At 58.9% G+C, this 26,455-nt stretch carries 25 protein-coding genes; 4 read left to right on the top strand and 21 right to left on the bottom strand.

The window, feature by feature from the left end; translation table 11 throughout:
- Nucleotides 1-2 precede the first annotated feature (2 nt).
- Nucleotides 3-629 carry a biofilm formation regulator BacA gene (gene bacA, locus FKG94_RS15355; RefSeq protein ID WP_142905193.1) on the bottom strand — a complete coding sequence of 209 codons (627 nt, stop codon included), beginning with the start codon at nucleotides 627-629 and terminating at the stop codon, nucleotides 3-5.
- 1,200 nt (nucleotides 630-1,829) lie between these two features.
- Here bacA and FKG94_RS15350 point away from each other — a divergent pair.
- Nucleotides 1,830-3,659 carry a receptor L domain-containing protein gene (locus FKG94_RS15350; protein WP_142905192.1) on the top strand — a complete coding sequence of 610 codons (1,830 nt, stop codon included), beginning with the start codon at nucleotides 1,830-1,832 and terminating at the stop codon, nucleotides 3,657-3,659.
- Between the two features lie 116 nt (nucleotides 3,660-3,775).
- On the opposite strand, the gene FKG94_RS15345 is transcribed toward FKG94_RS15350, so the two are convergent.
- From FKG94_RS15345 to FKG94_RS15255, 19 genes are all read right to left on the bottom strand, one after another.
- Nucleotides 3,776-4,402: a HoxN/HupN/NixA family nickel/cobalt transporter gene (locus FKG94_RS15345; protein WP_142905191.1), complete on the bottom strand. Its 627-nt coding sequence runs from the start codon at nucleotides 4,400-4,402 to the stop codon at nucleotides 3,776-3,778.
- Nucleotides 4,402-5,445, bottom strand: a complete 1,044-nt coding sequence (gene hypE, locus FKG94_RS15340; RefSeq protein WP_142905190.1) for a hydrogenase expression/formation protein HypE — start codon at nucleotides 5,443-5,445, stop codon at nucleotides 4,402-4,404. The genes FKG94_RS15345 and hypE overlap by 1 nt, the downstream gene beginning before the upstream one ends.
- Nucleotides 5,442-6,593, bottom strand: a complete 1,152-nt coding sequence (gene hypD / locus FKG94_RS15335) for a hydrogenase formation protein HypD (RefSeq protein ID WP_142905189.1) — start codon at nucleotides 6,591-6,593, stop codon at nucleotides 5,442-5,444. The genes hypE and hypD overlap by 4 nt, the downstream gene beginning before the upstream one ends.
- Nucleotides 6,590-7,267, bottom strand: coding sequence for a D-sedoheptulose-7-phosphate isomerase (locus tag FKG94_RS15330; RefSeq protein WP_142905188.1), 678 nt, complete (start codon nucleotides 7,265-7,267; stop codon nucleotides 6,590-6,592). The genes hypD and FKG94_RS15330 overlap by 4 nt, the downstream gene beginning before the upstream one ends.
- A 14-nt stretch (nucleotides 7,268-7,281) precedes the next feature.
- Nucleotides 7,282-7,563 (bottom strand): HypC/HybG/HupF family hydrogenase formation chaperone, encoded by a 282-nt coding sequence (locus FKG94_RS15325; protein WP_142905187.1) that lies wholly within the window; start codon nucleotides 7,561-7,563, stop codon nucleotides 7,282-7,284.
- Entirely contained in the window at nucleotides 7,554-9,947 is a 2,394-nt protein-coding gene (hypF, locus tag FKG94_RS15320) for a carbamoyltransferase HypF (RefSeq protein ID WP_142905186.1), read from the bottom strand. The genes FKG94_RS15325 and hypF overlap by 10 nt, the downstream gene beginning before the upstream one ends.
- Nucleotides 9,947-11,413 (bottom strand): nickel-dependent hydrogenase large subunit, encoded by a 1,467-nt coding sequence (locus FKG94_RS15315; RefSeq protein WP_142905185.1) that lies wholly within the window; start codon nucleotides 11,411-11,413, stop codon nucleotides 9,947-9,949. Before FKG94_RS15315 ends, hypF begins: the two co-directional genes overlap by 1 nt.
- Nucleotides 11,410-12,432, bottom strand: a complete 1,023-nt coding sequence (locus FKG94_RS15310) for an NADH-quinone oxidoreductase subunit B family protein (protein ID WP_218943548.1) — start codon at nucleotides 12,430-12,432, stop codon at nucleotides 11,410-11,412. Before FKG94_RS15310 ends, FKG94_RS15315 begins: the two co-directional genes overlap by 4 nt.
- Nucleotides 12,416-13,486: a sensor histidine kinase gene (locus tag FKG94_RS15305; RefSeq protein ID WP_142905184.1), complete on the bottom strand. Its 1,071-nt coding sequence runs from the start codon at nucleotides 13,484-13,486 to the stop codon at nucleotides 12,416-12,418. The genes FKG94_RS15310 and FKG94_RS15305 overlap by 17 nt, the downstream gene beginning before the upstream one ends.
- 16 nt (nucleotides 13,487-13,502) lie before the next feature.
- A complete protein-coding gene (locus tag FKG94_RS15300; RefSeq protein WP_142905183.1) occupies nucleotides 13,503-14,960 on the bottom strand; it encodes a sigma-54-dependent transcriptional regulator in 1,458 nt (485 codons plus the stop codon).
- Nucleotides 14,953-15,864, bottom strand: coding sequence for a hydrogenase nickel incorporation protein HypB (gene hypB, locus FKG94_RS15295; protein ID WP_142905182.1), 912 nt, complete (start codon nucleotides 15,862-15,864; stop codon nucleotides 14,953-14,955). Before hypB ends, FKG94_RS15300 begins: the two co-directional genes overlap by 8 nt.
- A complete protein-coding gene (hypA, locus tag FKG94_RS15290; protein ID WP_142905181.1) occupies nucleotides 15,864-16,205 on the bottom strand; it encodes a hydrogenase maturation nickel metallochaperone HypA in 342 nt (113 codons plus the stop codon). Before hypA ends, hypB begins: the two co-directional genes overlap by 1 nt.
- Entirely contained in the window at nucleotides 16,198-17,373 is a 1,176-nt protein-coding gene (locus tag FKG94_RS15285; protein WP_142905180.1) for a hypothetical protein, read from the bottom strand. The genes hypA and FKG94_RS15285 overlap by 8 nt, the downstream gene beginning before the upstream one ends.
- Nucleotides 17,370-17,894: a [NiFe]-hydrogenase assembly chaperone HybE gene (gene hybE, locus FKG94_RS15280; RefSeq protein WP_179957665.1), complete on the bottom strand. Its 525-nt coding sequence runs from the start codon at nucleotides 17,892-17,894 to the stop codon at nucleotides 17,370-17,372. The genes FKG94_RS15285 and hybE overlap by 4 nt, the downstream gene beginning before the upstream one ends.
- Nucleotides 17,895-17,907: 13 nt before the next feature.
- A complete protein-coding gene (locus FKG94_RS15275) occupies nucleotides 17,908-18,138 on the bottom strand; it encodes a rubredoxin (RefSeq protein WP_142905178.1) in 231 nt (76 codons plus the stop codon).
- The gene (locus FKG94_RS15270; RefSeq protein WP_142905177.1) at nucleotides 18,135-19,004 is read right to left on the bottom strand and encodes a hydrogenase expression/formation protein; all 870 of its coding nucleotides are present in this window, start codon (nucleotides 19,002-19,004) and stop codon (nucleotides 18,135-18,137) included. Before FKG94_RS15270 ends, FKG94_RS15275 begins: the two co-directional genes overlap by 4 nt.
- Nucleotides 19,005-19,549: 545 nt before the next feature.
- A complete protein-coding gene (locus FKG94_RS15265; protein WP_142905176.1) occupies nucleotides 19,550-19,954 on the bottom strand; it encodes a thioredoxin domain-containing protein in 405 nt (134 codons plus the stop codon).
- On the bottom strand, nucleotides 19,935-20,297 hold the full coding sequence (locus tag FKG94_RS15260) for a HypC/HybG/HupF family hydrogenase formation chaperone (RefSeq protein WP_142905175.1): 363 nt from the start codon (nucleotides 20,295-20,297) through the stop codon (nucleotides 19,935-19,937). Before FKG94_RS15260 ends, FKG94_RS15265 begins: the two co-directional genes overlap by 20 nt.
- Nucleotides 20,297-20,998, bottom strand: coding sequence for a HyaD/HybD family hydrogenase maturation endopeptidase (locus FKG94_RS15255; RefSeq protein ID WP_218943547.1), 702 nt, complete (start codon nucleotides 20,996-20,998; stop codon nucleotides 20,297-20,299). Before FKG94_RS15255 ends, FKG94_RS15260 begins: the two co-directional genes overlap by 1 nt.
- Before the next feature lie 365 nt (nucleotides 20,999-21,363).
- Here FKG94_RS15255 and FKG94_RS15250 point away from each other — a divergent pair, with 365 nt between their 5' ends.
- The 3 genes from FKG94_RS15250 to cybH are packed head-to-tail and all read left to right on the top strand — an operon-like array spanning nucleotide 21,364 to nucleotide 25,018.
- Nucleotides 21,364-22,437, top strand: a complete 1,074-nt coding sequence (locus FKG94_RS15250; RefSeq protein ID WP_142905174.1) for a hydrogenase small subunit — start codon at nucleotides 21,364-21,366, stop codon at nucleotides 22,435-22,437.
- On the top strand, nucleotides 22,434-24,248 hold the full coding sequence (locus FKG94_RS15245) for a nickel-dependent hydrogenase large subunit (RefSeq protein ID WP_142905173.1): 1,815 nt from the start codon (nucleotides 22,434-22,436) through the stop codon (nucleotides 24,246-24,248). The genes FKG94_RS15250 and FKG94_RS15245 overlap by 4 nt, the downstream gene beginning before the upstream one ends.
- Before the next feature lie 59 nt (nucleotides 24,249-24,307).
- Nucleotides 24,308-25,018 (top strand): Ni/Fe-hydrogenase, b-type cytochrome subunit, encoded by a 711-nt coding sequence (gene cybH / locus FKG94_RS15240; RefSeq protein WP_142905172.1) that lies wholly within the window; start codon nucleotides 24,308-24,310, stop codon nucleotides 25,016-25,018.
- A gap of 41 nt (nucleotides 25,019-25,059) precedes the next feature.
- Here the strand turns inward: cybH and FKG94_RS15235 are convergent, their stop codons facing one another.
- The gene (locus FKG94_RS15235) at nucleotides 25,060-26,331 is read right to left on the bottom strand and encodes a glycoside hydrolase family 5 protein (RefSeq protein ID WP_246125190.1); all 1,272 of its coding nucleotides are present in this window, start codon (nucleotides 26,329-26,331) and stop codon (nucleotides 25,060-25,062) included.
- Nucleotides 26,332-26,455 lie beyond the last annotated feature (124 nt).

Raw genomic sequence — 26,455 nt, 5'->3', positions numbered from 1 at the left:
CTCTACGCCTCTACCGGGATGGTCAGGAATTCACTGTAGGCTTCGGTAGCGTGAATCACATTGGTAGCCAGCGTCTCAATTTCAAAAATAACGTTGGAAAGAATGGAAGTGGAACTCAAGGCTCCGAACATTTGGTAATAGTCAGAACCGCTCGAGGTGGCGTCCAGGCTGATTGTGGACAAGGGGAAGTACTTATGGGTGCGCAGCACGGCGTCATTAAACTTGACGACATCCGCCACATCGTCGACCGACCACAAGATAGATTCGACAATAATCTGATCACCCGAGACGGTTAAAAACACCGGCAGGTCCCCAAATTCATGCATCACAATATGCAGAGAGGGCTCGATACCGTCGATCAATTCCAGCGACGCCGCGCCATTGGTAAACAAATCCATTTCCTGCAAAGCGGTGTGTAGACTGGTGGTGGTCCATAGATTGGTTTTATTGGTCATACTCATGACTCCTTTTATCCACTGGGATCCGTTGGCTTCACGCAACTGCTTTTCCACCAGTGCCAGGTGCTTGGCATGCTCCGGGCGGATCCAGACCTCCTTCTTGACCAGCCCCTGCTCACGCAGGCGGCGCCGGAACTCTCGCTGGTAGTGCGCTGATGACTTCGCTTTCATGACGCACACCTTAATTTATTACATGTGAGCCGTCAAGAAATATTACATGTGATTTAAAAAAGGCTTTGAAAACCCCTCTAAGCCTCTGTTTTTATTAAGATAAAATGTTCATCCGGCATCAGGGCGACAAAACCCAGCTACTCGATAAGTGATGGTAAACAGGAAAAGACAGGTAACCCCGGGGTGTACCGAAGCCGCTCGGCACCCCCGGCGAACGGAACAGCATACTTGCAAGCCTTCGGGATGGGATAAAAACAGACCCGGGCGCAAAAACTACACCTACCAGCCGGTTTGCAACATATCCACTCTCCAACCGATATACTGGTCATCAGTATGAACGACTTATGCCAAAAAGGGCATTAAGTTTCGGCTGCAGGCAATCAGTTATCGATAACTTCATCGCAGCCCGCTGGAGAGCGACGAACACAGCCTTCCTCATGGGGTCGCCATCAATACCCAGACGTCTCACTTTACCTGCGCGCACAGGCGCAAACCGCTCGATGATTCTAACTGCATCCTCTGCTTGGATTCACTGTATCGTTGTTCTCCCGAGATATGGTCCGTCTAGCTCGCCCCGAACCCTTCTCTGCAGTGGACCGGCGGAAAAGACCGGAAAGATTCCGCAAGCCTTTGATGATCTCGGTGAATAAAATCAGGGCCGGTAACATCTATACGCGGTTAAAAGCCGTTGCGATATAAGTCACACAAACCCTGAAGCATAGTTACAAAGCTTTACATCTTTTCAAGACACAGACATATTTTTTTTAATCCATATGGTTTAATTTGAGACTGTCGATTTAGCAATACAAAAAAACCACCCTGCCACTTGTTCGAAAATCCTTGTCCAGCGCTGTAGCGGCTTCTGATGATTTCGGAAAAAGGACGTCGAACTCTACTTACCCGAAAGCGGAAAGAGTGGTCAGAGTGGAACGGTACAGTTAAGAAAAAATGTGCCAGTTGATCGGTTACCGCCCCAGTTACATCGATCTCGATTAAGTGTACCAAAGGTAGGTCTGGCCCTGGCTGAAGCCTCCAGCAACGCTCGGCAGCAGGGATGCTGTCGAGAAGTCCCCATGGACGGGTTCACGACGTGTTTCTGGAGGCTTCAGCCAGGGCCAGACCGGTCAATTAGCACATAGTTGCTTAACCAAGTGTCATTCTGGTGAGAGTGCTAATGATGAAATATCGAAGAGAGCCCTTATGAAAAAATATGTGTCACTACTAATAACAGTTATTTGCTCACTACTCGTCGGCGGAAAAGCCACGGCAAAAACCTGCACCAGCACCGTCTTGCTTCTGACCCAGGCGGATGTGAGTGCATTTGACTGCACTCATATAGAAGGCGATCTGAAAATCGGCAGCCGTGGTCCCGGCGGCTGGAGCAATATCGGTAATATACGTCGTCTTTCCATGCTGCAAAGCCTCACCGGCAGCATCATTATGGAGCGCAATGAGCATATCCGCAGCCTCGAAGGGTTTGAGAATATTAAGCGTATTCCAGGGGCTCTGGTGCTCGATGCGCAAACCGGACTGACGGATTTAACGGGGTTGGCCAACCTCGAGTATATCGGTTATGGATTAGTGATAGTTAACAGTCACAATATCACCTCGCTTGAGGGCATGCCCAAGCTGAGACAAATCGGCGATAGTGCCGCCACCAGTCGAGCCAGGCTGCACATAGGATACAACCGCAGCTTGCAGTCACTCGATGCGTTAAGCACGGTCCATACCCTGCCCAGGATAATAGAGATCACCCGCAGTCCCTTGCTGACTCACCTCGACGGCTTGCTCAACGCCCGCGCCGTGACCGGCGGTGAGCCGGGTCACATTTATATCATCCAAAATACGAATTTGCGCAATGTGGACGGGTTACGCAATTTCACGGCGCCGATTATGGAACTCAAGATCAACAATAACCCTTCGTTAGAAAATCTCGATGGGTTACGGCATGTCGTGTATGACAACAGCTCCATACGTTTTCGCACCAATTACTTTGAACTTATGGGCAATCGAAACTTGACGAGTGCCTGTGGCGCAACCGGGTTGTGGAGCAATGTACCGGACAATTTTTATACCAGGATTTACGACAACACCCGCGCCACTAACTCACTGGCGGCCATCAAAAATCACTGCCATGTGTGTAGCTCTTACTACGATGGTGATCTGGTGCTGGAGACTCAAGAGCAAGTGGACGGTCTCCAGTATTGTGAAGTCAGCGGCAAACTGACTGTCGTCGATCACCCCACCGATCCCATTGACAGCCTGCTTGGTTTGTCGGGTCTCAAGAAAGTGGGTGGGCTGGATGTATCAAACAACCACACCCTGCTTTCTCTCAATGGTCTGAATCAGCTCACAGACATTACCAATGGATCGCTGCACGTTATCAGAAATACCGGGCTGGTGACCACGTCAGGGCTGGAGGGCCTGGCCCGCGTAAGCGGTGATGTTAAAATCCAGCGCAATTCAAATATCATCCAGTTAAACCTGGGGACACTGACCTCTGTCAACAAGGATGTCAGCCTGTATCTGAACGGCAACCTGAGATCGATCGTATTCCCGAGCCTGGTCAATATCGGAGGCAGTCTGGGCATCAAAACAAACCAGGCCGCCACATCAGTTGCCGCTTTCAGGTTGCAAGCTGTTCAAGGCAACGTGTATGTAGGTTACAACCACAAGCTGAGGCATCTGCAAGGTTTTAACCGACTACGCACACTGGGCAACAATCTGTTGATCGACTCCAACATGAACATGGAGACCATCATCGGTTTCTCGGCGCTGAAAAAGGTACCGGGGGATTTACAGATAACCAACAATTTATCGTTGAACAACCTGGAAGGACTGCACAATATCAATCGTATTGATGGTGATTTTACGCTGACAGACAATATCAACCTGGAGGATGCCTGCGCGTTTGAGGAACTGTTGACCCACAGCCATCGCACGATCGGCGGCAATACCACCGTGGCCAACAATGGTGAAAACTCCAGTTCGCTGCTCGACCTGCTGACAACCTGCTGGCGAATCCCATAGCGTCCGGGGGGATTCGTCGATATTCACACTGACCGGGACCTCGGGGACGCGGTACTGCGGAATCTGAAGGAGAAAACCGGTATCGAATCCCCTTATCTGGAGCACCTAGAAAGTGCTCAAAGCCTCTCGACGATCAGCACCAGACCAATAGCCGCAGTTAACAGACCGATCCCCAGCCGCAGACCCGTATGGAACCGGGCGAAATTTTTTGCGGTAAAACCGAGCGGAAATGAAATCACCACGGAGAACAGCAACATCCCCGCTAATGATCCAATACTGAAAATAACCACATAGGCAAGGCCCTGCAGCACCGAATTCATGCGCTCTACAAACAGCAAAATCAAAGCGGCCGACCCCGCCATACCGTGAATGAGACCCATCGCCAGGGCGCGCAGCGGCAGTTGCTCCCTGTCGCCGCCAGGGGCTGCAAAGGCCGCCGGCACAGCCTGCCCGGTGGCGCGGCCGCGCCTCACCACATCGATGCCGAGCACAATCATCAGCGCGCCCACCAACATTTCCAGACCGGTGGCGAGCCCTTCGGGTATCAGTGTGTCCAGCCACAATACGACACCGGCAAACAGCAGCAGCGTCAAACTGTGTCCCACGCCCCAGGCCAGGCCCTGGCGCACCACCTGGCGCTGCGAGCGATGGGTACTGGCCAGCGAGGCCACCGTAACGATATGATCCGCTTCCAGCGCGTGCCGTATGCCGAGCAGAAAACCAAAGGCCAATAAACTGGTCATCAACATATCCTCGGTAGTTGTTCGCCAATCAGTGTATCGACAATACGCTGGCTGCCGAAGGCGGTTTTTATCAGCACCCGTCCGGCCGGCGCCCCGGCAACGCAACCTATGGCCGCGCTGTGGGCGCCGGCGGGGTGGGCGCGCATCAGATCGAGCAGCGCGTCGACGGCCTGGGCGGGGACCACCGCTACCAGTTTGCCCTCGTTGGCCAGGTAGAGCGGGTCCAGTCCCAGAATTTCACAGATACCCCGCACCTCGGTGCGGATCGGCAGCGCCTGTTCCTCGATTTGCATACAGCAGTTGCCGGCCGCAGCAAACTCGTTGAGCACCGTTGCCAGGCCGCCGCGGGTGGCATCGCGCAGGCAGCGGATATCGGGGCATACCGCCAGCATATCCGCGATCAGGTGATTCAGCGGCTGGCAATCGGTTTCAATCTGGCTCTCCATGGCCAGCTCACCGCGGGCATCGACAATGGCGGCGCCGTGGTCTCCCAGGTAGCCGTTGATTAAAATGGCGTCTCCCGGCTTGGCGCCACCAGCTTCGATTTGTATGCCCGCCGGTATCACACCCACGCCGGCGGTATTGATAAACAGTTTGTCACAGGCGCCGCGGGGTACCACCTTGGTATCACCCGTAACGATCGACACACCGGCGGTTTCAGCGCTGCGCTTCATCGACTGTGCCACCGCCTGCAGGGTTTCTATCGGCAGCCCCTCTTCGATGATCATGCCACAGCTCAAATACAGCGGCCTGGCGCCGCCCACCGCCAGATCGTTGACGGTGCCGGTAACAGCCAACTGGCCGATATCACCGCCGGGGAAAAACAACGGGTCCACCACATAGGAGTCAGTGGTAAAAGCCAGGCGGTCGCCGGCACCGGTCATCTCGGCGAAGTAAAAGCGCGCCTGGTCTTCCAACTGCGAAAGCTGCGGATCATCAAAGGTGGCCACGAACAGCGATTCGATCAGTTGATGCATCGCCTTGCCGCCGCTGCCGTGGGCCATGGTGATGGTCTGCCCGGGTGTAAAGGGCGCGTTGCTCATACACTGACTCCGTTTTCTTCTCTCAGTCTGATCAGCGCCTGCTGATCGCCGAAGTTATAGTAAGCGGCACAGGCGCCTTCGGAGGACACCATCAGCGCGCCCAGCGGTTTTTGCGGATTGCACTGCTCGCCGAACACTTTGCACTGCCACGGGCGGATCACGCCTTTCAGCACCTCGCCACATTGGCAGGATTTGGGATCGGCTATTTGCAGATTGACGAGGCTGAATTTTCTCTCGGCGTCAAAGGCGGCGTACTGCTCGCGGATGCGCACCCCCGAGTGGTCGATGGAGCCGAGACCGCGCCATTCGAAATATTCGCGCAGTTCGAAAACCTGATGGATGGCATTGAGGCCGGCGTCGTTGCCGCCGCTGGCGACAACGCGACTGTACTGGTTTTCGACGCTACAGTAGCCGCCGTGTATCTGCCGCAACAACATCCACAGCGACTGCAGAATATCCAGCGGCTCGAAGCCGGTGATTACCAGCGGCTTGTGGTAGTGGTCGCAGACAAAATGGAAGGGTGTTTCACCCACCACCATACTGACATGGCCCGGGGCCAGGAAGCCGTCGATTTTCATATCCGCCGAATCGAGGATCGCCTTGATGGTCGGCACGGTGGTGATATGGTTGCAGAACAGGGAGAAATTGCCGATGTTTTCGCCGGCCGCTCGCAGCACTGTCAAAGCCGTGCTGGGCATGGTGGTTTCGAAGCCGAGAGCGAAAAAGATCACCTCGCGCGAGGGGTGCTTGCGGGCCAGCGCCAGCGCATCCAGCGGTGAATAGACCATACGCACATCGGCGCCGGCGGCCTTGGCCTCGAGCAGGCTCTGGCGTGAGCCAGGCACCCGCATCGCATCGCCAAAAGTGGTAAAGATCACCTCCGGGCGTTGTGCCAGCGCCACACAGTCATCGACGCGCCCCCGCGGCAATACACACACCGGGCAACCGGGTCCGTGCACCAGCTCAATACTATCCGGCAGCAGTTGCTCGATGCCGTAGCGGAAAATGGTATGGGTGTGACCGCCGCAAAACTCCATTAACTGCAACGGCCGGCCGCGGCGCGCAAAGATTTGTGCGGCGAGGTGTTTTATCCGTTGTTGCAGCGCAGCCGCCCGTTCGGGATCGCGAAATTCGTCGACGTATTTCATTGTAGACCTCCGCGCTTGTCGGCAAGCAGGGTATGGGTTAAATCCCAGAGGATGTGATAGATGGCCAGATGTACCTCCTGCACCCGGTGGATCGAGTCGGTCTCCACCAGCAGGCAGTGATCGAGCAGGCCGCTGCTGCGCATGGCGCCGCCGTCGCCGCCGCAAAAGCCCAGTGTCAGCAATTGCATCTGCCGGGCCGTTTCAAAAGCGGCCATCAGGTTTTTGGAATTGCCGCTGGTGGAAAAACCCACCAGGCCGTCGCCGGTTCGGGCGTGGGCCCGCAGTTGCCGGGTAAACATATGCTCGACGCCCACATCGTTGGCCACGGCGCTGATCATGGCCATATCCATGCACAGATTCATGGCCGGCAGCGGCGGCCGGCCGGCGGTAACCGGGTGCTGGAACTCCACGGCAAAGTGGCTGGCGTCACAACTGGAGCCGCCGTTGCCCATGGTAAACAGCCGGCCCCCGCGCTGATAGACCCGCGCCAGCGCAGTGGCGGCGTCAACCAGCGCCGGGCCGTTGTCGGCAAAAAACTTTTCCTTCATGGCGACGCTGTGTTCGGCTTTTTGCCGCACCGATTGCAACAGCGCCCGGCGCTCGCGCTGCGGGTCTTTGCGCTTGCCGTGCAGGAAAGGATAGAGGTCGTCGAGTGGTTTGCTGTCTTCGCTCATCATCGCCTCCGACGCTAAGGCTGTGCTGTAGACTGCATAGCGGTGAGTTCTTCCTGCATTTCACCCAGCTCCGCCAGCAATTGCAGGGTTTTCTGCGCTTCCTGCTCGTCGATGCGACTCATGGCGAAGCCCACATGCACCAGTACCCAGGTGCCGATAATACTGTCCGGTGCCTGCCCCGGGTCGACCACACAGGCGATATTGATCTCGCGCTGCACACCGGCGACATCGACCCTGGCCATCAGTTTGTCGGCATCGGTAATGGCGACTATCCGCCCCGGAATACCTAGGCACATGATTGTTCTCCTGTGTAACCGCTTTGTAGTTGAGCTGCTGCCACCAGCCCTTGCCCCAGGGCGATGCCGCCGTCATTGGCGGGTACCTGCCGGTGCACCAGTACCTCGAAGTCCCGCGCCTGCAGTTGCGATTGCAGGGCGTTTGACAGACGCGGATTTTGCAAAACGCCGCCGCTTAAGGCGATCGTTTTTACGCCGTGCTCCCGCGCCAGCAAGCAGAGACACTCGACCAGTACCGCCGCCAGTCCCAGATGGAAACGGGCGGCGATCAGGCCGCGCCGGCAGCCGGCTGCCAGATCGCCGAGCAGGGCCGGCCACAGCGGCGCCGGATCGATCTGCCAGAGTTGATCGGTGCGCTGCAAGGCAAAGGGATAGACGCCGGCAGCACGCCAGTCGGCGTCCTCAATACAAGCCTCGAGTGCTATCGCCGCCTGTCCCTCATAGCTGATAGCGCCTTCGCTATGGATGCCGACCGCGGCGGCAACCGCATCGAATAAACGCCCGCAGGAGGAACTTAGCGGGGCGTTGACGCCTTTGTCGATCATCCTCAGCAAGGTATCCAGCGGCTGCCGCTTGAGGGCGTCGATCAGCGGCAAACCGGCATAGCGCTGCGCCACCGACTGCCATCCCAGCGCGCTGTGCAACTGCGCGAGACAGTTGCGCCAGGGCTGCCGCATCGCTGTATCTCCGCCCGGTAACGCCGTAGGTTTGAGGCGGGCAAGCCGTTTCGCGACGGTGTAATCGGCGAGGAATATCTCACCGCCCCACAGGGGTTGCGCCGGATCGGCTTTCGCAAAGCCCATACCATCCAACACCACGGCCAGTAGCGGCGGCGCCTGCAGCGGGCGTTGATTGTCCCCCATACAGGCGGCGATATGGGCGTGGTGGTGTTGCACCTCGATCAGCGGCAGTTTTTTTTCCGCTGCCAGTGAGCGGCCAAAATCCCCCGACAGATACTGCGGGTGCTGATCGACGGCAACCGCCGCCGGCTGTTGCCGGTCAGACGGGTACAGACCGTTGAACAGTTTCAGGCAGTGCTCGAAATCGGCCAGGGTGCCGGCATCGCGCAGATCGCCGATATGTTGGGACAGGATCGCCCGCCCGGCGCCGAGCAGGCAAAAAGTATTTTTCAGATCGCCGCCGGTGGCGAGGATTGGCGTGCAGGTTTCGAAGCCCGGCGGCAGTGGCAGCGGTGCTGGCGCATAACCGCGGGCACGGCGCAACAGTTGCGGTTGTTCGCCGGTGATCTGCACCACCGAGTCGTCGACCCGCTGCACAATATCCCGGTCGTGCAGCAGGAAGCTATCGGCCACCTCTCCCAGTTCCCGTAGCGCCTGTTGATTGTCGATACACTGCGGTTGGCCGGCAGCATTGCCGGAGGTCATCACCAGCGGCGTGGCAAAAGTTTCCAGCAGCAAGTGGTGCAGCGGCGAGGTCGGCAGCATAAAGCCGAGGCGCCGTTGATCGGGCGCCACAGCGTCGAGGCCCGGCCCGCCGTGCCGGCGTTCGAGCAACACTATGGGTGCGGCAGCACTTTGCAGCAGTTGCCGCTGCAGCGGGCTGATGTGGCAGTAACGCTGGATAACCGTCAGATCGCGCGCCATCAGGGCAAAGGGTTTGTGCGGCCTACTTTTGCGGCGGCGCAGTTCGGCCACCGCAGCGGCATTGCCGGCATCCACCGCCAGTTGGAAGCCACCGATTCCTTTCAGCGCCAGTATCTGCCCCTGCCGCAAGCAGCGCAGTGCAGCTTCGAGTGAGTCATCGCCGTCGATAGTGCCACCGTCGCGATCGACTAGACACAGCGAGGGGCCACAGTCGGGGCAGGCATTGGGCTGGGCGTGAAAGCGGCGGTCGGCGGGATTTTGGTATTCCTCCAGGCAGTGCGGGCACTGCTCAAAGGCGGTCATACTGGTATTGGCGCGGTCGTAGGGCAGGTTGCGGATGATGCTCAGTCGCGGCCCGCAGTGGGTGCAGTTGGTAAACGCGTAGCGGTAGCGGCGGCTGCCGGCCTGTTTCACCTCGGCGGCACAGGCGGTACAGGTGGCCAGGTCCGGCGCTATGCCGGTACCGGCACGGGACTGTTCGCGACTGCGGGCGATGACGAAGTCGTCGCCGGTGATCGGCTCGCCGCCGGCCCAGTGATCGATACTGCTGATGCGCGCCTGCGCCGGCGCCTCGCGGTGCAATTGTTCAATCAGTTGATAGACGTTTGGTCGCGGTCCCCGGCATTCGATCAACAGGCCGTCGCCGTCGTTGCGCACCTGCCCGCAAAGGCCCAACTGTCTGGCAAAGCGCCATACCGCCGGGCGAAAACCCACGCCCTGCACGATACCGCGCACGCGGATGGTTCGCTGGCAGGTAGTCGACTCGGCGAGACTGTTCATCAATGCACCGTACAGACCATACAGGGATCAAACGAGCGGATAATATGCTGCACCGCCAGCGCCTCTTCGATATCGCCGGCCACCGGCGCGCCCTCCAGCGCCTGCTCCAGCGCCCCCGGCTGATCGCCGCCGTCGCGCGGGGAAAAATTCCAGGTGGTGGGCGCAATAATCTGGTAGTTACTGATGCGGCCTCCTTCAACCTGCAGCCAGTGGCCGAGGCTGCCCCGCGCCGCCTCCACCATGCCGGCACCGCGGCCGCTGTCGGGTGCCACACCGTGGCGGCAATAGGGCTGCTGCGGGTCGAGTTCGGCGCACCAGTTTTCCATTTCCGGCACCACCAGCGCCAGTTCCAGCAGTCGGCCAATGACGCGGCTGTAGACACTGGCGCCGCTTTGCGCCACCAGGTCCAGCGCCAGCGGATGGCCGTTGACGACCTGCCGCGCCAGCGCGCCGACTTCGACACTGCGCCCGTCCAGCCGCGGCGCCTTGCACCAACTGTAACCGCTCTGTTCGGCGTCGGGTTCGGTGCGGCCGCGATAGGGATGTAAAGGGCAGCGCTCGCCGGCCAGCCAACTGCTGGCGATATCTTCGGTAATACTGCGCTCGTCCAGTTTGGCGTAGACCGCATGGCCCTCTTCCAGGGTGACGCAGCCGCGCCGGAACAGCCAGCCCTGTCTCAGTGTGTAAGCGCCATAGCTCATAAAGCGGTCGGCGGCGCGGCCGAGCTGATCGAGTTGCAGGGCGTCGGCAATAGCGAGAAAACGGCCGAAATCACTGTGCGGATGTTGCGACTGCCACTGCTGCAATTGCTTGATCGATGCCAGGGTATTGACGTTTTCCAATTGGTCGCCGAACAGCGTCTGCTCCAGAAAGCGGCGAAACTTGCCGATCATTGCCTGCAGTCGCAACTGCTCGCTGCGGTTAAGGGGTTTGCTGGTACCGCCGGGCTGCAGACTCAGCGAGTGAGGCCACTTGCCCGCCAGCAGCCCGGTGAGCTGTAAAAACGCTGCGCGCGCCGGCAGCACCTGGTTGCCGGCCGCGCCGGTCTGGGCGCGAAAGCGCGGCGCCTGCTGCGAGTACCAGGGCTGATCGGCGTAGCCGGCGCGGGCGAAATCCGGCATAAAAAACAGGTAGAAATGGCTGAGGTGATCGGCCAGATTTTCGCAGGCCAGGGTCAGGTTGGTCGCCAGTTGGCCGTTTTCCGTAGGCGCAATCCCCTGCAGTTGTGCCAGCGCGGCGGCGGCGGCAATTGACTGCGATACCGAACAGATACCGCAGATGCGCGGCGTATAAACCAGTGCGTCGGCCGGCGCCTTGCCCTGCAGTATTTTTTCGAAGCCGCGAAACAGCGGCGAGTTGACCCAGGCGCGGGTGACCTGTCGCCGCTCGACTTCGAGACGCACTTCCAGATCGCCTTCGACGCGGTTGATCGGCCCGAGAATTTTCCTGCCGCCGCCATCGCTCACGACTTGTCCCTCCCCTTGGTGGAGGTGTGGGCGGGCGGATAAATCAGGCGTTCGGAGGTGGCGTTTTGGCGCAGGCGCTCCGGCGTGGCCGCCTTGGCCAGCGAGGCGAGCGCGACAAACCAGGCCTTGGGCATATCGGTGGGCAGGCCCACCGGAATACCGGCCACTTTCGGTGTTTCACTGAAGGCGTGTCCGGGCTCTTCGAAGCCCGGCGCGGTGCAGTTGATACAGGCATAGCCGCCTTTGAGGCAGGAGCCACTGCCGTTCCAGGGGCGGATATTGCAGTCGGCGCGCGCCTGGGTACCGAGGCAGCCCATGTTTTCCATCATGCAGCCCTGGTCCGAGGGTTTTTCGGCGCTGGCTTTGAATTCGTAGTATTCGTTGCGCGGGCAGCCGTGGTGAACCAGGTGATCGGTGTAGAGCCGCGGCCGCTGGTATTCGTCGATCTGGTCGCCTTGCATCTGCCGGTCGGCGATCAACAGCAGACTGTCGGTTACCCAGCCCGGATGTACGGGACAGCCGGCGACGTTGATCACCGGCAGCTCGCCGCGGCTGCGCCAGGTCTGCGGCAGCAGCCCGCCCGGCTGCTCGCCGTCGTACTGCAGGCCGATGGCCTCGCCGATATTGTCACCGGCGGCGGTAATGCCGCCGAAAGCGGCACAACTGCCCACCGCCAGCACCACGTCGGCGACGCCGGCGAGTTTTTCCAGCCACTCGAACATGGGTGTGTCGGTGCCGCTCAGCAGATGGAATTTGCCGGTGCCGTTGGGCCCCTTCATCACGGAGCCCTCGAGGCAGAGAATATCCAGCCGCGTGTCGCCCGCAACGATGGACTGCAGCAGCTCGATCAGCGCACGGCCGCCGCGCTCGCTTAAACTCGGATGCCAAAGCAGTTCGATGCCCGCCTGCTCGAACAATTCATACAGCGAGGGATTTTCCGCATTCAGCAGCGACATGCTGCAGCCGCCGCAGCCGCCGGACTGCAACCACAGCAGATTGAGTTTACTGTTGTCTGTCACACTCGCCTCCCTGCCGGTTAAGTGACTGCTGATTAAGCGGCTGTTGATTAAGTGGCTGTTGATTAAGTGGCAACGTCAGCTCGAAAACGGCGCCGCCGTCGATATGATTATCGGCGCGCAACTGGCCGCCGCACTGCTCGGTGGCCAGCAGGTAGCTGATATAGAGACCAAGCCCGGTGCCCTTGCCCGACTGTTTGGTGGTAAAGAAGGGGTCGAAGATAGTGTTCAGGTGTTCGGGATCGATACCGGCACCATTATCCCTGACGCTGATCAGCAACTGCTGTGGCTGCCGTTGCAGTGTCAGCCACAATGCCGGGGCGTCGACGTTTTCGCTGGCATCCACGGCGTTGTGCACCAGGTTGACCAGGATCTGGTGCACCGGCCCTTCGTAACCGTAAAAATTCAGCGACTCGGGCATATCGAAATGCACCGCTGGCTTGTTGCGGGCCGCGCGCAGTACCCACTGCGTGGCGGTGTGGGCCAAACGGCAGATATCGAACTGCGCAATCTGCCGCGGCTGCGGATTGGTAAAGCGCAACAGGCTGTCGACAATATCGCCGACCCGCTGTGCGCCCTCCATGCTGCCCTCAACCAATGGATCGAGATCGTTCAACAGGCGATCGATACGGCTGTGGCGGCGCAGTTCCTCCACCCGCGGGTCGGCCAGCTTTTCCAGGCCGGAGAAAAACGTCTGCAGGCGGCGGTTGTAGCCCGCCAGTGCGTGGGTGTTGCCGAGAATAAAGCTGATCGGATTGTTCAACTCGTGGGCGACGCCGGCCACCAGGCGACCGAGCGAAGCCATTTTTTCCGCCTGTACCAGTTGCTGTTGCGTGTTTTTCAATTCCTCGTGGGTCTGTTGCAACTGGCGATAGGTTTGCTCGAGGGCGGTGTTTTTCTCTTCCAGTTCCACCTGGTGGTGAACCAGGTCGGCATAGATGGTATCCATACGCTGAATGACCTCGATCCAGACGCTCTCGCCGACCGCATCGGGTAGCTGTTCGGGCAGACTGACCTGATCGGTAAGGGATTCGTTTTTTGGCATAGGCGCAGTCATGGTTTCTGTACCCTCGTCATCCCTGGGCATCGGCCTTTTCCAGTTCATAGCGCTCCAGCTTGCTGCGCAACCCCACTCGCGACAGCCCCAGTTCCTCGGCCGCGCGGGTTTTATTCCAGCGGTGGCGAATCAGCGTCTCTTTCAGTATCCGCGTCTCCAGTGTTTCCACACGCTCCTTCAATGAGCCCTCCACGCCGGTGACCAGTGTCAGATCACTGCGCGCCGGTTCAGGCTCGGCCATAACGATGCGCGGGTCAAGCAGATCGGCACCCAGGTAGTCGTCCCGGCCCAGCACCAGCATGCGCTTGATTTCGTTTTGCAACTCGCGCACATTGCCCGGCCAGCGGTAGGCCTCCATGCAGGTGATGGCCTCGTCGGTAAAGCCGCGGACTTTTTTACCCAGTTGTTCCATGACTTCGTCGAGAATACTGTAGGCGAGGGTGGCGATATCCACCGAGCGCTCGCGCAGCGGCGGCAGTTTGATCATGAAGGTGGCCAGGCGGTAGAAGAGGTCCTGGCGAAAACGCCCCTGTTTGACATCCTCTTCCAAGTCCCGGTTGGTGGCGGCGATCACCCGCACGTCGATCTGCCGGCGCTGATTGGTGCCCAGCGGGCGGATTTCCCCCTCTTGTAATACGCGCAATAACTTGACCTGGAAGGCCGGCGATATCTCGCCGATTTCATCGAGAAAGATACTGCCGCCACTGGCTTTCTCGAACAGCCCGACACGGTCGTCGACAGCGCCGGTAAAGGCGCCGCGCTTGTGGCCGAACAGTTCGCTTTCCAGCAGCTCATCGGGCAGGGCACCGCAGTTTTCCGCCACAAAAGGTGCGCCCTGGCGCAGGCTGTTGTAGTGCAGCGCCCGGGCGCAGAGTTCTTTGCCGGTGCCGGATTCACCGGTCAGCAGCACACTGACATCGTAGGGCGCCACCTGCTGGATGGTTTCACAGATCCGGTTCATACTGCTTTGCGAAGTTCGCACTATGCCCTGATCCCAGTCGAAGCGCGCCTGCAGCAGGCGGCGCTTTTCATTCAGTTCATCGGCCAGGGTTTCCGGGCGCAGTTTCAATTCGATGCCGAGCTGCTCGTTCTGGCGCTGCAACTGGAACAACTGCGCAGCGTTCTGCAGTTTCAACACCAGGTCGGCGGGCTGCCAGGGCTTGCTGATGAAGTGGTAGATACCGGCGGTGTTGATGGCGTCGATAATATCGGCCGAGTCGGTATAACCGGAAATGATCATGCGAATCACCGCCGGCCACTGTTCGCGCACCTCGGCGAGAAACTCAACACCACTCATCTCGGGCATGCGCTGGTCGCAGAGAATAATCTGCACCCACTCGCGCTGCAGTATTTCCCGCGCCGCGTCAATACTGGTGGCGCAGTGCACATCGAAATCCTCGTCGAGGATGCGCGCCAGGCTTTCTACCGAGCGCTGCTCGTCGTCAAGGATCAACACCGTGGGCAGATTAAGCATGCCGCTGCTCCCGCGCCGACCTGATCCACTCGTACCACTGGCTCATGCCCTCGCCACTGGTGGCGGAAATCCGCATGACCTCGACCTGTGGATTGACCCGGCGGGCGAAATCGATGCAGCGCTCGACATCGAACTGCAGGTAGGGCAGCAGGTCGATTTTGTTCAGCAGCAGCAGATCCGCCGCATAAAACATATCCGGATACTTGATCGGTTTATCTTCGCCTTCGGTCACCGACAGGATGGCGACTTTGTGGGCTTCGCCCAGATCGAAAGCAGCCGGGCATACCAGGTTGCCGACATTCTCTATAAACAGCACCGAACCGGACGCCGGTGCCAGCGACTCGACGGCGTGTCCCACCATATGCGCATCCAGGTGGCAGCCCTTGCCGGTGTTGATCTGAATCGCCGGAGCACCGGTGGCGCGAATGCGCTCGGCATCCTGGCTGGTCTCCTGATCGCCCTCGATAACCGCCAGCGGTATTTCGCCGCTCAGGTCGTGCAGTGTGCGAGTAAGCAGACTGGTTTTACCGGAGCCCGGACTGGAAACCAGGTTGAGGGCAAAAATAGCCCGCTCGGCAAAATGCCGGCGGTTTGCGGCGGCGTACTGATCGTTTTTGCCGAGAATATCCTGCTCGATTTTCACCATCCGCGCCTGATCCAGACCGGGAGCATGGGCGCGGGCCGGGCCCAGACCATAGTGGTGAAGATGACTGTGGTGAAGGTGATCGTGGTGGGGATGACCGTGGTCGCTATGGTGGTGATCACCGTGATGGTGGTGCTCTGCGTGATGGTGGTGCTCTGCGTGAGGGTGGTGCTCTGCGTGAGAGTGCTGATGATCTCGGTGCTGGTGAGCCTGTCCCTCGATACGCTGCTCACCCTGGCCACATCCACAAACTGTACACATTATGCCACCTCCAGTTCTTTGATTCTCATTTCGTCGCCGCCGGTCACCTGCAGCTGGTAACTGCCGCAATTCGGGCAGGGATCGTAGCGCGCCGTTACCGTCAGCGCCCTGGCGCACTGCATACACCAGGCGCTGCCCGGTACCTCGCAGATATGCAGGCTGGAGCCCGCGGCAATGGTGTCGTGACAGACGGCATCGAAGCAGAATTTCAGCGCTTCGATCTCGACGCCGGACAAAGCGCCGATTTCCAACCAAACGGTTTTCACCCGCTGGTAATTCTGCAGCGCCGCCTGCGCTTCAATGACCTGTACTATGCCCTCGCAAATCGACATTTCATGCATAGCGGCGAGCCCTCTGTGTGCCGCCTTCGACAAGCGTTAGCCGATAGGCGCAGCAGGGATTGATCAATTTGATCAACAGCTCGGCGCCGCGATAGCGCTTGTCGCTGTCGGCAGCCGGTTGCTCACTTAACAAGTTCGCGACGATACCCCGGGAGTGAAAATGCCAGTCGGTGGGCGACAACACAACGATTTTTTTGACCAGCGCTTGTGTCGATCTGTCGCTCGCCAGTGACAGCGCATGGGTCAGGCGTCCGCGGGAAGTTTCCACCTGACAGCAGCCCGACTGTGGCGGCGCCACTTCGCCGCTTTTGTGGCGCGGTGCCGGATATAAGTCGCGCAGTAGCTTATCGGTCTCCAACAGTAGGGCGACGAGGCGCAGAGACAGACACTGTGCCGGGCGTCTGCACGCCGCCTCCAGCGGCGGGTGAGCACCCATACGCAGCAGGGGGCCGCTCTCAAAACCGCTGCCGGCGGGCAAGTGTAGCTGTATATAGTGATTGGGTGTTTCTGCGGCCAACAGCGACCCGACCGCAGCTCGCGCCATCGCCGGCGGCGCTTCGGGGCGAATGGCGCTGACCCAGTCCAAAGGCGCCAGCGCACGCAACAATGCACCGGCCAGCCCGGCCCCGGCCGCCAGCCCTTCCCAACGGTCCGCCGCCGCGCCGGTTTCACCAAACAACAGGTGCTGCAGTGTATTGATCAAGGCCCTATCGGGCAGCAGCTCTGCTGCCTGTGCATCACCCGGCACCCCGGGTGCCTGCAGGGTGCAGTTGTGTTGGCGCAAATGCTTTATCGACTGGCCGAGCTGGCGGCTGGCCGCTGCCATCTCCGTCTGCCTGGCCGCCAGCCCGAGGCTCGGCGGCAGGTCCATCAAGAGTTTCCACAGATGTTCATGCAGCATTTCCAACTGTAACAAAGTTTCCCGGTTTTGCTCGCGGCACTGCGCCGGCGGCCAGCCCAACGCCTGCTCAGCCGCCCGCACCGCGGCCACTGACTGGGCGCCGCGACAGATATTGAACAACAATGGGATAGCTTGCAGTGCCTCCTCGAGCGGCTTGCCGTTAAACAGTCGCGCCAGATACTGGGGGCGGGTGGATTCGATTGCCACCGGCTGCCTGCCGTTTCCGGGCTGCAGCCTGATAGTGAGTTGGCCGGCCGGCGTCGTCATAAGCGATCGCTCCGCTTGTCTGCTGTGGCTGCGGCGTCTGTGTCCGATGCCGCCAGGCGGGCGAGAAAACGCCGGCGGCTGATTTTATCGGGGACAGCGTCATGGGTTCCGTTATCGCTGCGGTTTGCGGTATGGGACCGCATGATCGTGCGGATCGCTTCGCGCGCCATTTCCTCGGCCTGTTGCTGAGTCCGCAGCTCAAATACCGGCGACAGCAGTGAGCAGCTCAAAAAAGTACCGATACCGGCCTCGCGGGCGGAAATAAACGTAAAGCGACCGGCGGGAAACGCAAAACTGGCGCTGCTGCCGGGCGCGGGCAAAGTCCCTGCGCCCGCCGCTGCAGGCAAAAGCACCAGATTGGCAAACCACGGGGTTATCAACACACCCATCCAAAACTCGCGCCAGGGGTGAAAGCCGACCGCGGCAACCTGCAAGGCCTTATTGAGAATCGGCATATCCCGCATACGCTGCTGCTGTATCTGCCGGAAACAACTTTCCAGCTCGCCGACCGCCTTTGTCATGTCCGCAACCATTTCAATCCCACACGCGCATAAACTGATTTTTTTCGCCGTCGCACTGCGGGCAGCGCCAGTGGGACGGCAGGCGGGTGAAAGGCGTGCCCGGCGCTATCTGCCAGTAGTCATCGCCGGCGGCCGGATCGTAGCGGCTCCAGCAGATTTTGCACTCCATCACCGCCCCATCGTCGAGGCGATCATCGGCGCCGAGATAGGAGCCTTCGAAACCGCTGCCGGCTGCTTTGCTCATCGGTAAATCTCCACGATCTCCCGCAGCCGCTCGGCACTGTCGGCGATATCTTCCGGCGCCGCCACGGCCACATCCGGGATAGCCGTCACCTCGATGGTATTCAGTATCAGTGCGTCTTCGGAGTTGTAGTATTTGATCCACCAGACCGAGCGGCAGGCGGTGCTGCCGATGCGGCAGTTGCCGTAACCGCGCGAGAGAATCGTGACGGGCCCGACGCCGAGTCTCTCGCCCAGTAACAGCAGATCTTCCGGTGACAATGGCAACAGGCTCAGGTTAATCACATGGGGGCTGACGCCGGCCCGATAATGTCTGGCTTTTTCGTCCAGTTCGACCAGCAGTGCCGGAGAGTTGATAACGCCGGCAGGCAGGCCCTCTGTATTGGTGTCGACGCCGGCGCGCGCCGACTGAAAAGCCAGTTGCCGCACCGCAGCGGGAATCGCCGCCACTTCGAGAAAGTCACCGGCCACCCTGCCCTCTTTATCCAGATGGTGAACGCGCCATAATCCCGCCATCACCGACTCCTGGATATCGACGGGTGTGTCGCCGGCGATAGTGGCGCTGACCTCGCCGACGCCCAGTATCTGGTTGATCAGACCGAGGGCATTGTCATTGAGTCCCTGCAGCGGGATCAGCCGCTCACCGCCCTGGCGGCTGACTTGTTCCAAGGCCGCGCAACCCTTGTCGAGAAACGCCAGCGCCGCGGAAATATCCCCGACTTCATCCGGTTCCGGCAGCAAGGGTGGTTGAAACGTCGACATACTGGTGGGCATGGTCATATAGTCGAGCCGTCCGCCCTCCGTGTCGGGTTCGGGCTGTGAGCCGGGCCCGTAGATATTAACGACGGGAATCTGATTGGGATGTTCCATTTTATTCACCGTTAATTTTTTCTCTGGCAACTTATCGGAATGGCAATAACTTAAGCAAAAGCGTGCTAATCGACCGGTTTTCCGCTGGGTGGGGCTTTCAGAAACACGGACTGGGCGTCCCCTCGATAAACCCATCCCTGGGGACTTCCCGACAGCATCCCTGCTGTCGAGAGTTTCTGAAAGCCCCACCCAGCGGAAAACCTACCTCCGACATTCTTAACCAAAATCGATAGGCATGACGTGGAGGTCGATCAGCTACCCAAAATTTCTTAAGGCAGTGCAATCCCAACCTATTGGACACTAAACTCAAAACAAACTGAAGTTGGCACAATGCAGGTTGCCATGTGGGGATTTTGCTTTTTGAGACTGTCGGCGGCATGGATGCCGCCGTCAAGCTTACAGGGGTGTAGCGGCTATTAGCGAAGCACCGCTTCGCGCCGCGAAACGCCCGAAATCTGTGATTTCGGGCTGGACCCGCTGTGCGGGTACTTGCAGCGTGTCTCAAAAAGCAAAATCCCCACATGGCAACCGGGTTCGAGGCAAAACTACAAATTAACACTCGGTATCGCCTGTTCAGCCCCCGTTTCCCGCCCCAGCAGCGCCTCGATCTGTTCGAGATAATCCGCCCAGTCCTTCACCTTACAGATGCTGCCCAATTGCACGCCTCTGCGCAGAAACACCAGTCCCGGCCAGGCTTTAAACGGGTAGCGCTGCCTCAGCGCCGTTTCATTCTCACTGTGCACCACCGCCGCATTGAGCCTGCCCTCGAAGGCGCGTACCAGCTCCGGCAGAATAACCGCGACATCGTCGCCCTCCGGATAGCGTTCGGGATCGCCCGGAAAAAACAGCACCAGATGCTCGTTGTCGGCCAGTAACTGTGGCAGGTTGCCGGTGTCGGCTGCGGGGTATTTCCACACCTCGACCAGCCGCCTAACCAGTGGTGATATCATCGCCGCGCGCGCCTCCGTTGTTTACAGTTACCGCAGCGCCGGCCGCCGCCGGGCGCAGATGCTCGGGCAGGGGCGGTTCGCGGTCTACCAGATCGGCAAACAAGTGATCGACCTGCGCACTGCCGCGCATGACCTGTTGCAGCGCCGCTATGCCGTCGAGCGTGCGCCGCGCCTCCAGCGGGTCCATCACCTCGCGGGCCGCACCGAGAAATACCAGCAGCCAGGTGCCGGCCGGCTGGGCACCGACCAGCGTTATATCCACCTGCTCGCGGCTGCCGTCGAGTTCGCAGAGCGCCGTCTGCGCCGCACAGGAAACCACTTGCATGGGCGTGCCGATACACATCAGCCCCGCCCCCGCTGATCGATATCCACGCTCAGGTTAAGCGGTTCCGCCGTTACCGACTTGGGCTCGAAATGAAAAGCCGGCGACTGCAGAATGCGCGCATCACCGCTGCGGCAGGCCTCGCTGTCGTCAGGGCGCTGGGTCTCATAGGATGTGATGGCCAGGCTCGCAGGCGCCAGTTCGCCGGCGCTGTCGAGGGGTTGCCTGCGCTCGGCGGCGACAATGCCGAGATCGCGGAGAAACTCGAGGGCGATATCAAGAGCGGGCTCGATGCAGGCTTTAACCGGCGCCCGCAGGCTGCCGCCGTAGTCTTCCAGCTCCACCGGCTGCACGCCGATCAGCAACAGTTTTTGCGGGTAGTCACCCAGCAGCTCCGCCATCGCCAGCACTTCCTGGAAACCGGTCTGGTGCAGGCTCATTTTTTTGGCGCCCATAAATTTAGGCACTTCGCCGTCGCGCACAATTTTGAGGGTACCGGGCGCCAGGCCGTAGTCGACGGCATCGAAAACAATCAGCACGTCGGCCTGCTGTACATAGGGGACCAGGTAAATACCTTGAGTGCCGCCGTCCATCAGCCGCACATTTTGGGGAAAGTGGTAGTACCGGTTGAGCGCCTCGACGGCGCGCACACCAAAGCCCTCGTCGGCCCACAACAGGTTGCCGATACCGAGGATCAGGACATCTGTCTGTTTCATCGCCATAACAGGGTTCCGTTGACCACTGTTTATTCTTGTTATTGCTGGTGCTTACTATCGATGGTGCTTGCTATCGCCGGCTGGTTTTTTGTCCGGCCAGGGCCGGTTCGCTGAAAAAAAAGTAACCGATTGCGGATAGTTTCTTTGCGGCCATTCTGGCAAGACTTGCCGGTCGATGCAAGCAAAAATGAAAAGCTATTTACCAGAATGAAAGGCAAACTGGAAAATATCTTATCAATTCAGTGCCTTGCCAATGCTCCTATTCGCCAAGATAGCGGGTTTTCAGGTTGGCACGATATTCGCGTTTCCTTGCGCAGCTAGGGTGCGGCTAAGCCCCGCAGCCGACTGAAGACCACGGGGAGGAAATTCTGATGACCGAAACCTTTTATGAGGTAATGCGGCGGCAGGGCATCACGCGGCGCAGCTTTATGAAATACTGCAGCCTGACGGCGGCGGCCCTGGGGCTCGGCCCCGCCTTCGCACCCAGGATTGCCGAGGCTATGGAAACCAAACCGCGCATCCCGGTCATCTGGCTGCACGGCCTGGAATGCACCTGTTGCTCCGAGTCGTTTATCCGTTCGGCCCACCCCTTGGCCAAAGACGTCATTCTCTCCATGGTGTCACTGGACTACGACAGCCTGGTGATGGCGGCATCCGGTGTTCAGGCCGAGGCGATTATCGAGGAGACCATCGAAAAATACGACGGCAATTTTCTGCTGGCGGTGGAGGGCAATCCGCCACTGAACCAGGAGGGTATGTCCTGCATTATCGGTGGCAAGCCTTTTCTGGAGCAGCTCACCCATGCGGCGAAACACTGCAAGGCGATTGTTTCCTGGGGCTCCTGCGCCTCCTACGGCTGTGTACAGGCCGCCAAACCCAACCCGACCCGCGCCACACCGGTACACAAGGTGGTGCACGGCAAGCCGATTATCAAAGTGCCCGGCTGCCCGCCGATCGCCGAGGTGATGACCGGTGTGATCACTTATATGGTGACCTTCGACCGGCTGCCGCAACTGGATCGCCAGGGGCGGCCGAAAATGTTTTACAGCCAGCGCATTCACGACAAATGCTATCGCCGGCCGCATTTCGATGCCGGGCAGTTTGTCGAAGACTGGGACGACGAGGGCGCCCGCAAAGGCTACTGCCTGTACAAGGTGGGCTGTAAAGGGCCGACCACCTATAACGCCTGCTCCACCATTCGCTGGAACGAAGGCACTTCATTTCCGATCCAGGCGGGTCACGGCTGCATCGGCTGTTCCGAGGACGGCTTCTGGGACAAGGGCTCGTGGTATGCGCGGCTGACCGATATCAAGCAATTCGGTGTTGAGCGCAATGCCGATCAGGTGGGTGCCACCGCTGCCGCCGTTGTCGGTGCCGCCACAGCCGCCCATATCGCCGCCAGCGCGGTCAAGCGCGCCATGCAGAAAGGAGACCGGAACCCATGAGTATTACCAATACGCCAAACGGCTTTACCCTCGACAGCGGCGGCCGCCGGGTGGTGGTGGACCCGATCACCCGCATCGAGGGGCATCTGCGTTGCGAGGTCAATGTCGACGATAACAATGTCATCCGCAACGCGGTATCCACCGGCACCATGTGGCGCGGTCTCGAAGTCATACTCAAAGGCCGCGATCCGCGCGATGCCTGGGCTTTTGTCGAGCGCATCTGCGGCGTTTGCACCGGCTGTCACGCGCTGGCCTCGGTGCGCGCGGTGGAGGATGCGCTGGCTATCAGAATCCCCCCCAACGCCCACCTGATCCGCGAGATAATGGCCAAGACACTGCAGGTGCACGATCACGTGGTGCACTTCTACCACCTGCACGCGCTGGACTGGGTCAATCCGGTCAACACCCTCAAGGCCGACCCCAAGGCCACCTCCATGCTGCAGCAGTCGGTTTCACCCCGGCACCCGCTGTCGAGCCCGGGTTATTTTCGCGATATTCAAACCCGGATTCGCAAGTTTATCGAGTCGGGCCAGTTGGGGCCGTTTAAAAACGGTTACTGGGACAACCCCGCCTACAAACTGTCACCGGAGGCGGACCTGATGGCGGTCGCTCATTATCTGGAGGCGCTGGATTTACAAAAAGACTTCGTCAAAGTACATACCGTGTTTGGCGGCAAGAACCCGCACCCCAACTACCTGGTCGGCGGCGTGCCCTGCGCTATCAATATGGACGACGCACTGGCCGCGGGGGCGCCACTGAATATGGAGCGGCTCAACTTTGTGATGTCGCGCATTCAGGAGATGGTGGACTTCTGTAATAACGTCTATGTCCCCGATGTCATCGCCATTGCCAGCTTCTACAAAAACTGGCTCTACGGCGGCGGCCACGGCGCCAAGAATGTGATGGACTACGGCGCCTATCCGAAAGTGAACTACGACAAATCCACCGACCAGCTGCCGGGCGGTGTGATACTCAACGGCAACTGGGATGAAATCATGCCGGTGGATCCGCGCGATCCAGAGCAGGTGCAGGAATTTGTTTCCCACTCCTGGTATAGCTACCCCGACGAGAACGCCGGCCTGCACCCCTGGGACGGTGTGACCGAGCCGAATTACACACTGGGACCCAAGGCAAAAGGCACTTCCACCGATATCAAACAAGTGGACGAGGAGGCGAAATATTCCTGGATCAAAGCGCCGCGCTGGCGCGGCCATGCTGTCGAAGTGGGTCCGCTGTCGCGCTATACGCTCGCCTACGCGCAGGGCGTGGAATATATCCAGGAACAGGTGCAGCGCAGTGTCGCCACCTTTAACCAACTGGCCGGCACCGAGGCAGGCGCCAAAACGGTATTGCAGTCGACCATCGGCAGAACCCTGGCCAGGGCGCTGGAGGCGCAATACTGCGCCGATATGATGGTCGACGACTGGAACGAGTTGATGGGCAATATCAAGGCCGGCGACCTGAATACGGCGAATATGGAAAAGTGGGACCCGTCGAGCTGGCCGGCCGAGGCCAAAGGGGTGGGCACGGTGGCAGCGCCGCGCGGTGGACTTGGACACTGGATAAAAATCAAGGACGGCCGTATCGAAAACTACCAGTGTGTGGTGCCTACCACGTGGAACGGTTCGCCGCGCGACCCCGCCGGCAATATCGGCGCTTTCGAGGCCAGCCTGCTGGACACGCCCATGGAACGGCCCGACGAACCGGTGGAGATTCTGCGCAACCTGCACAGTTTCGATCCCTGCCTCGCCTGCGCCACGCATGTAATGAGTGACGACGGTGAACAGTTGTGCGAGGTAAAAGTTCGTTGACAGTCGATACCATCGGCGCGGGCTGCGGGCCCGCCGCCCGGTGTAGAGGAGAATCGCAGATGACCAGCAAAGCCGTATTGAAATCCGAACCCGCCGTCTATGTTTACGAGGCACCGGTGCGCCTCTGGCACTGGGTCAACGCCCTGTCGATTACCGTTTTGTGCATTACCGGATATTTTATCGGCAAGCCGCTGCCGAGCGTGCCGGGTGAGGCGAGCGAGAATTTTTTAATGGGCTATATTCGCTTTGCCCATTTTGCCGCCGGTTATATTTTTGCCATCGGGTTTTTGTTTCGCATCTACTGGGCGCTGGTCGGCAACGAACACGCCCGGCAGATATTTATGCTGCCGCTGTTCAACCGCAGCTGGTGGGGAGGCGTCTGGCACGAAATAAAATGGTACTCCTTCGTTACCAAAGAACCACGCAAATACACCGGCCACAATCCGCTGGCGGTATTGACCATGCACCTGATGCTGGTCTGGGGCACGGTGTTTATGATTGTTACCGGCTTCGCACTCTACGGTGAAGGCACCGGTATGGGCAGCTGGCAGTACGAGTGGTTCAGCAGCTGGGTGATACCCCTGTTCGGCCAGAGCCAGGATGTGCATACCTGGCACCGCCTGGTGATGTGGTACATTATCTGTTTTATTATCGTGCATGTGTATGTGGCGATTCGAGAGGATATTATGTCACGCCAGTCGCTGGTCAGCTCCATGATCAGCGGCTGGCGCACGTTTAAGGACAATCGTGAGGTTGATGATGGGCATTGAGGGGGCACCGGATATATAGCGTGCTAGCACCTCCAGTCCGGTCAGGGCCCAGCCTGACGCCCCACCCCTTGGTTGAGCGCGTTCAGCGTTTCAATATCGAACACGGTGTTGGTATCGCGGTCAAAGATACCTGAGGAGTGTTTATCATTGCTTCCATTGTCCCAGTAGTAAGGCAAAAGTCCATTTGCCAGGGCGGACTGCGTGATATACCTGTGCCAGTAAGCGCGGGATTGAATATGTCGCTGAAGGTTGTCTCCGGACAACTGGCCAAAACGGTTTATCGCCGCATACTCTCCGAGCACCACGGGTATCCCCCGGTCTGCAAACCGGGTTTTCATCAGCCCGAACAACTGATCCACCCGCGCCTCTTCACCCCCTGTCGGATTGTGGGCGGTATCGGTTTGTGAGTGATTTCCGGCACCCCAATAGAAAAACTGGTTGCCCCAGGGCTCATCTTTCAACATCAAGGCAAACTGGTAAGGGGTGTAAAAATGCACCTCCACCATCAGTCGATCTGCTACCGTGTCCTCAGGTAAAGTACGCATAAATTGATGGGTTTTTTCTATATCTGTGGTTGGCCCTTGTACGACTAAAATGCGATAGGCATTCTTACCACCCGTTGCGCGTACGGCATCGATAAACGTCTGATGATAGGAAAGCAGAACACCCATCCCTGAGGCATCCTCTACGGCGGGCTCGTTTGAACCGGCGAACATCAGGCGCTCATCAAAATCGCGAAAGTGAGTTGCTATTTGTTGCCACAAAGCTTTCTGTTTAGCATTCACCAGCTCTTGCGCATCGGCATAAACGTTTTGCTCCAGCCAGCCGCCATCCCAGTGAATGTTCAATAGCACGGTCATATCGCTATCGAGGCACCACTGCGCAACCTCCGTCACACGGTTCATCCACCCTCGGTCAATCTCTGCTGTCGCCTGGTCCGCATACTGATCCCAGGATACAGGCAGTCGAATAGAATCGAAGCCGCTGGACTTTACCAGCTGAATAAGTTGCCGCGTGGTACGCGGATTACCCCAAGCCGTCTCACCACCGATGGCCTCCAGGCTGTTGCCCAGATTCCACCCCAAAGTAATACGCGAGGCCAACCGGGCGGCGGTGCTGCTCATATCCGTAATATCCGCGGGGATGGGGTTTGAATTGTAGTCCGGATAAATTCCACCACCGGACGGGTTTGAACTTGAGGCGCTGGAGAAGAAAAATAGTAAAGAAAATATACCGAGCACAATTGATGCACGGGATATTTTTTCTCTTAATTCATATATAGATAATCTCACTAATTTTTTCCTTACAAGCAAACTTATACGTTTAGGAAATGAAAGTCACCCCAACCGGACATAGCGCTTTAATAGCCAATACGGTTAACACTGACAATGACTAGCATCACCGCGTTTCGCAATTATCAAATTTTTACCGAGGTCT

It is taken from the genome of Exilibacterium tricleocarpae, assembly GCF_007004655.1.
GTDB classification, from domain to species: Bacteria; Pseudomonadota; Gammaproteobacteria; order Pseudomonadales; family Cellvibrionaceae; genus Exilibacterium; species Exilibacterium tricleocarpae.
This window is presented reverse-complemented; position numbering and strand designations above follow the sequence as displayed.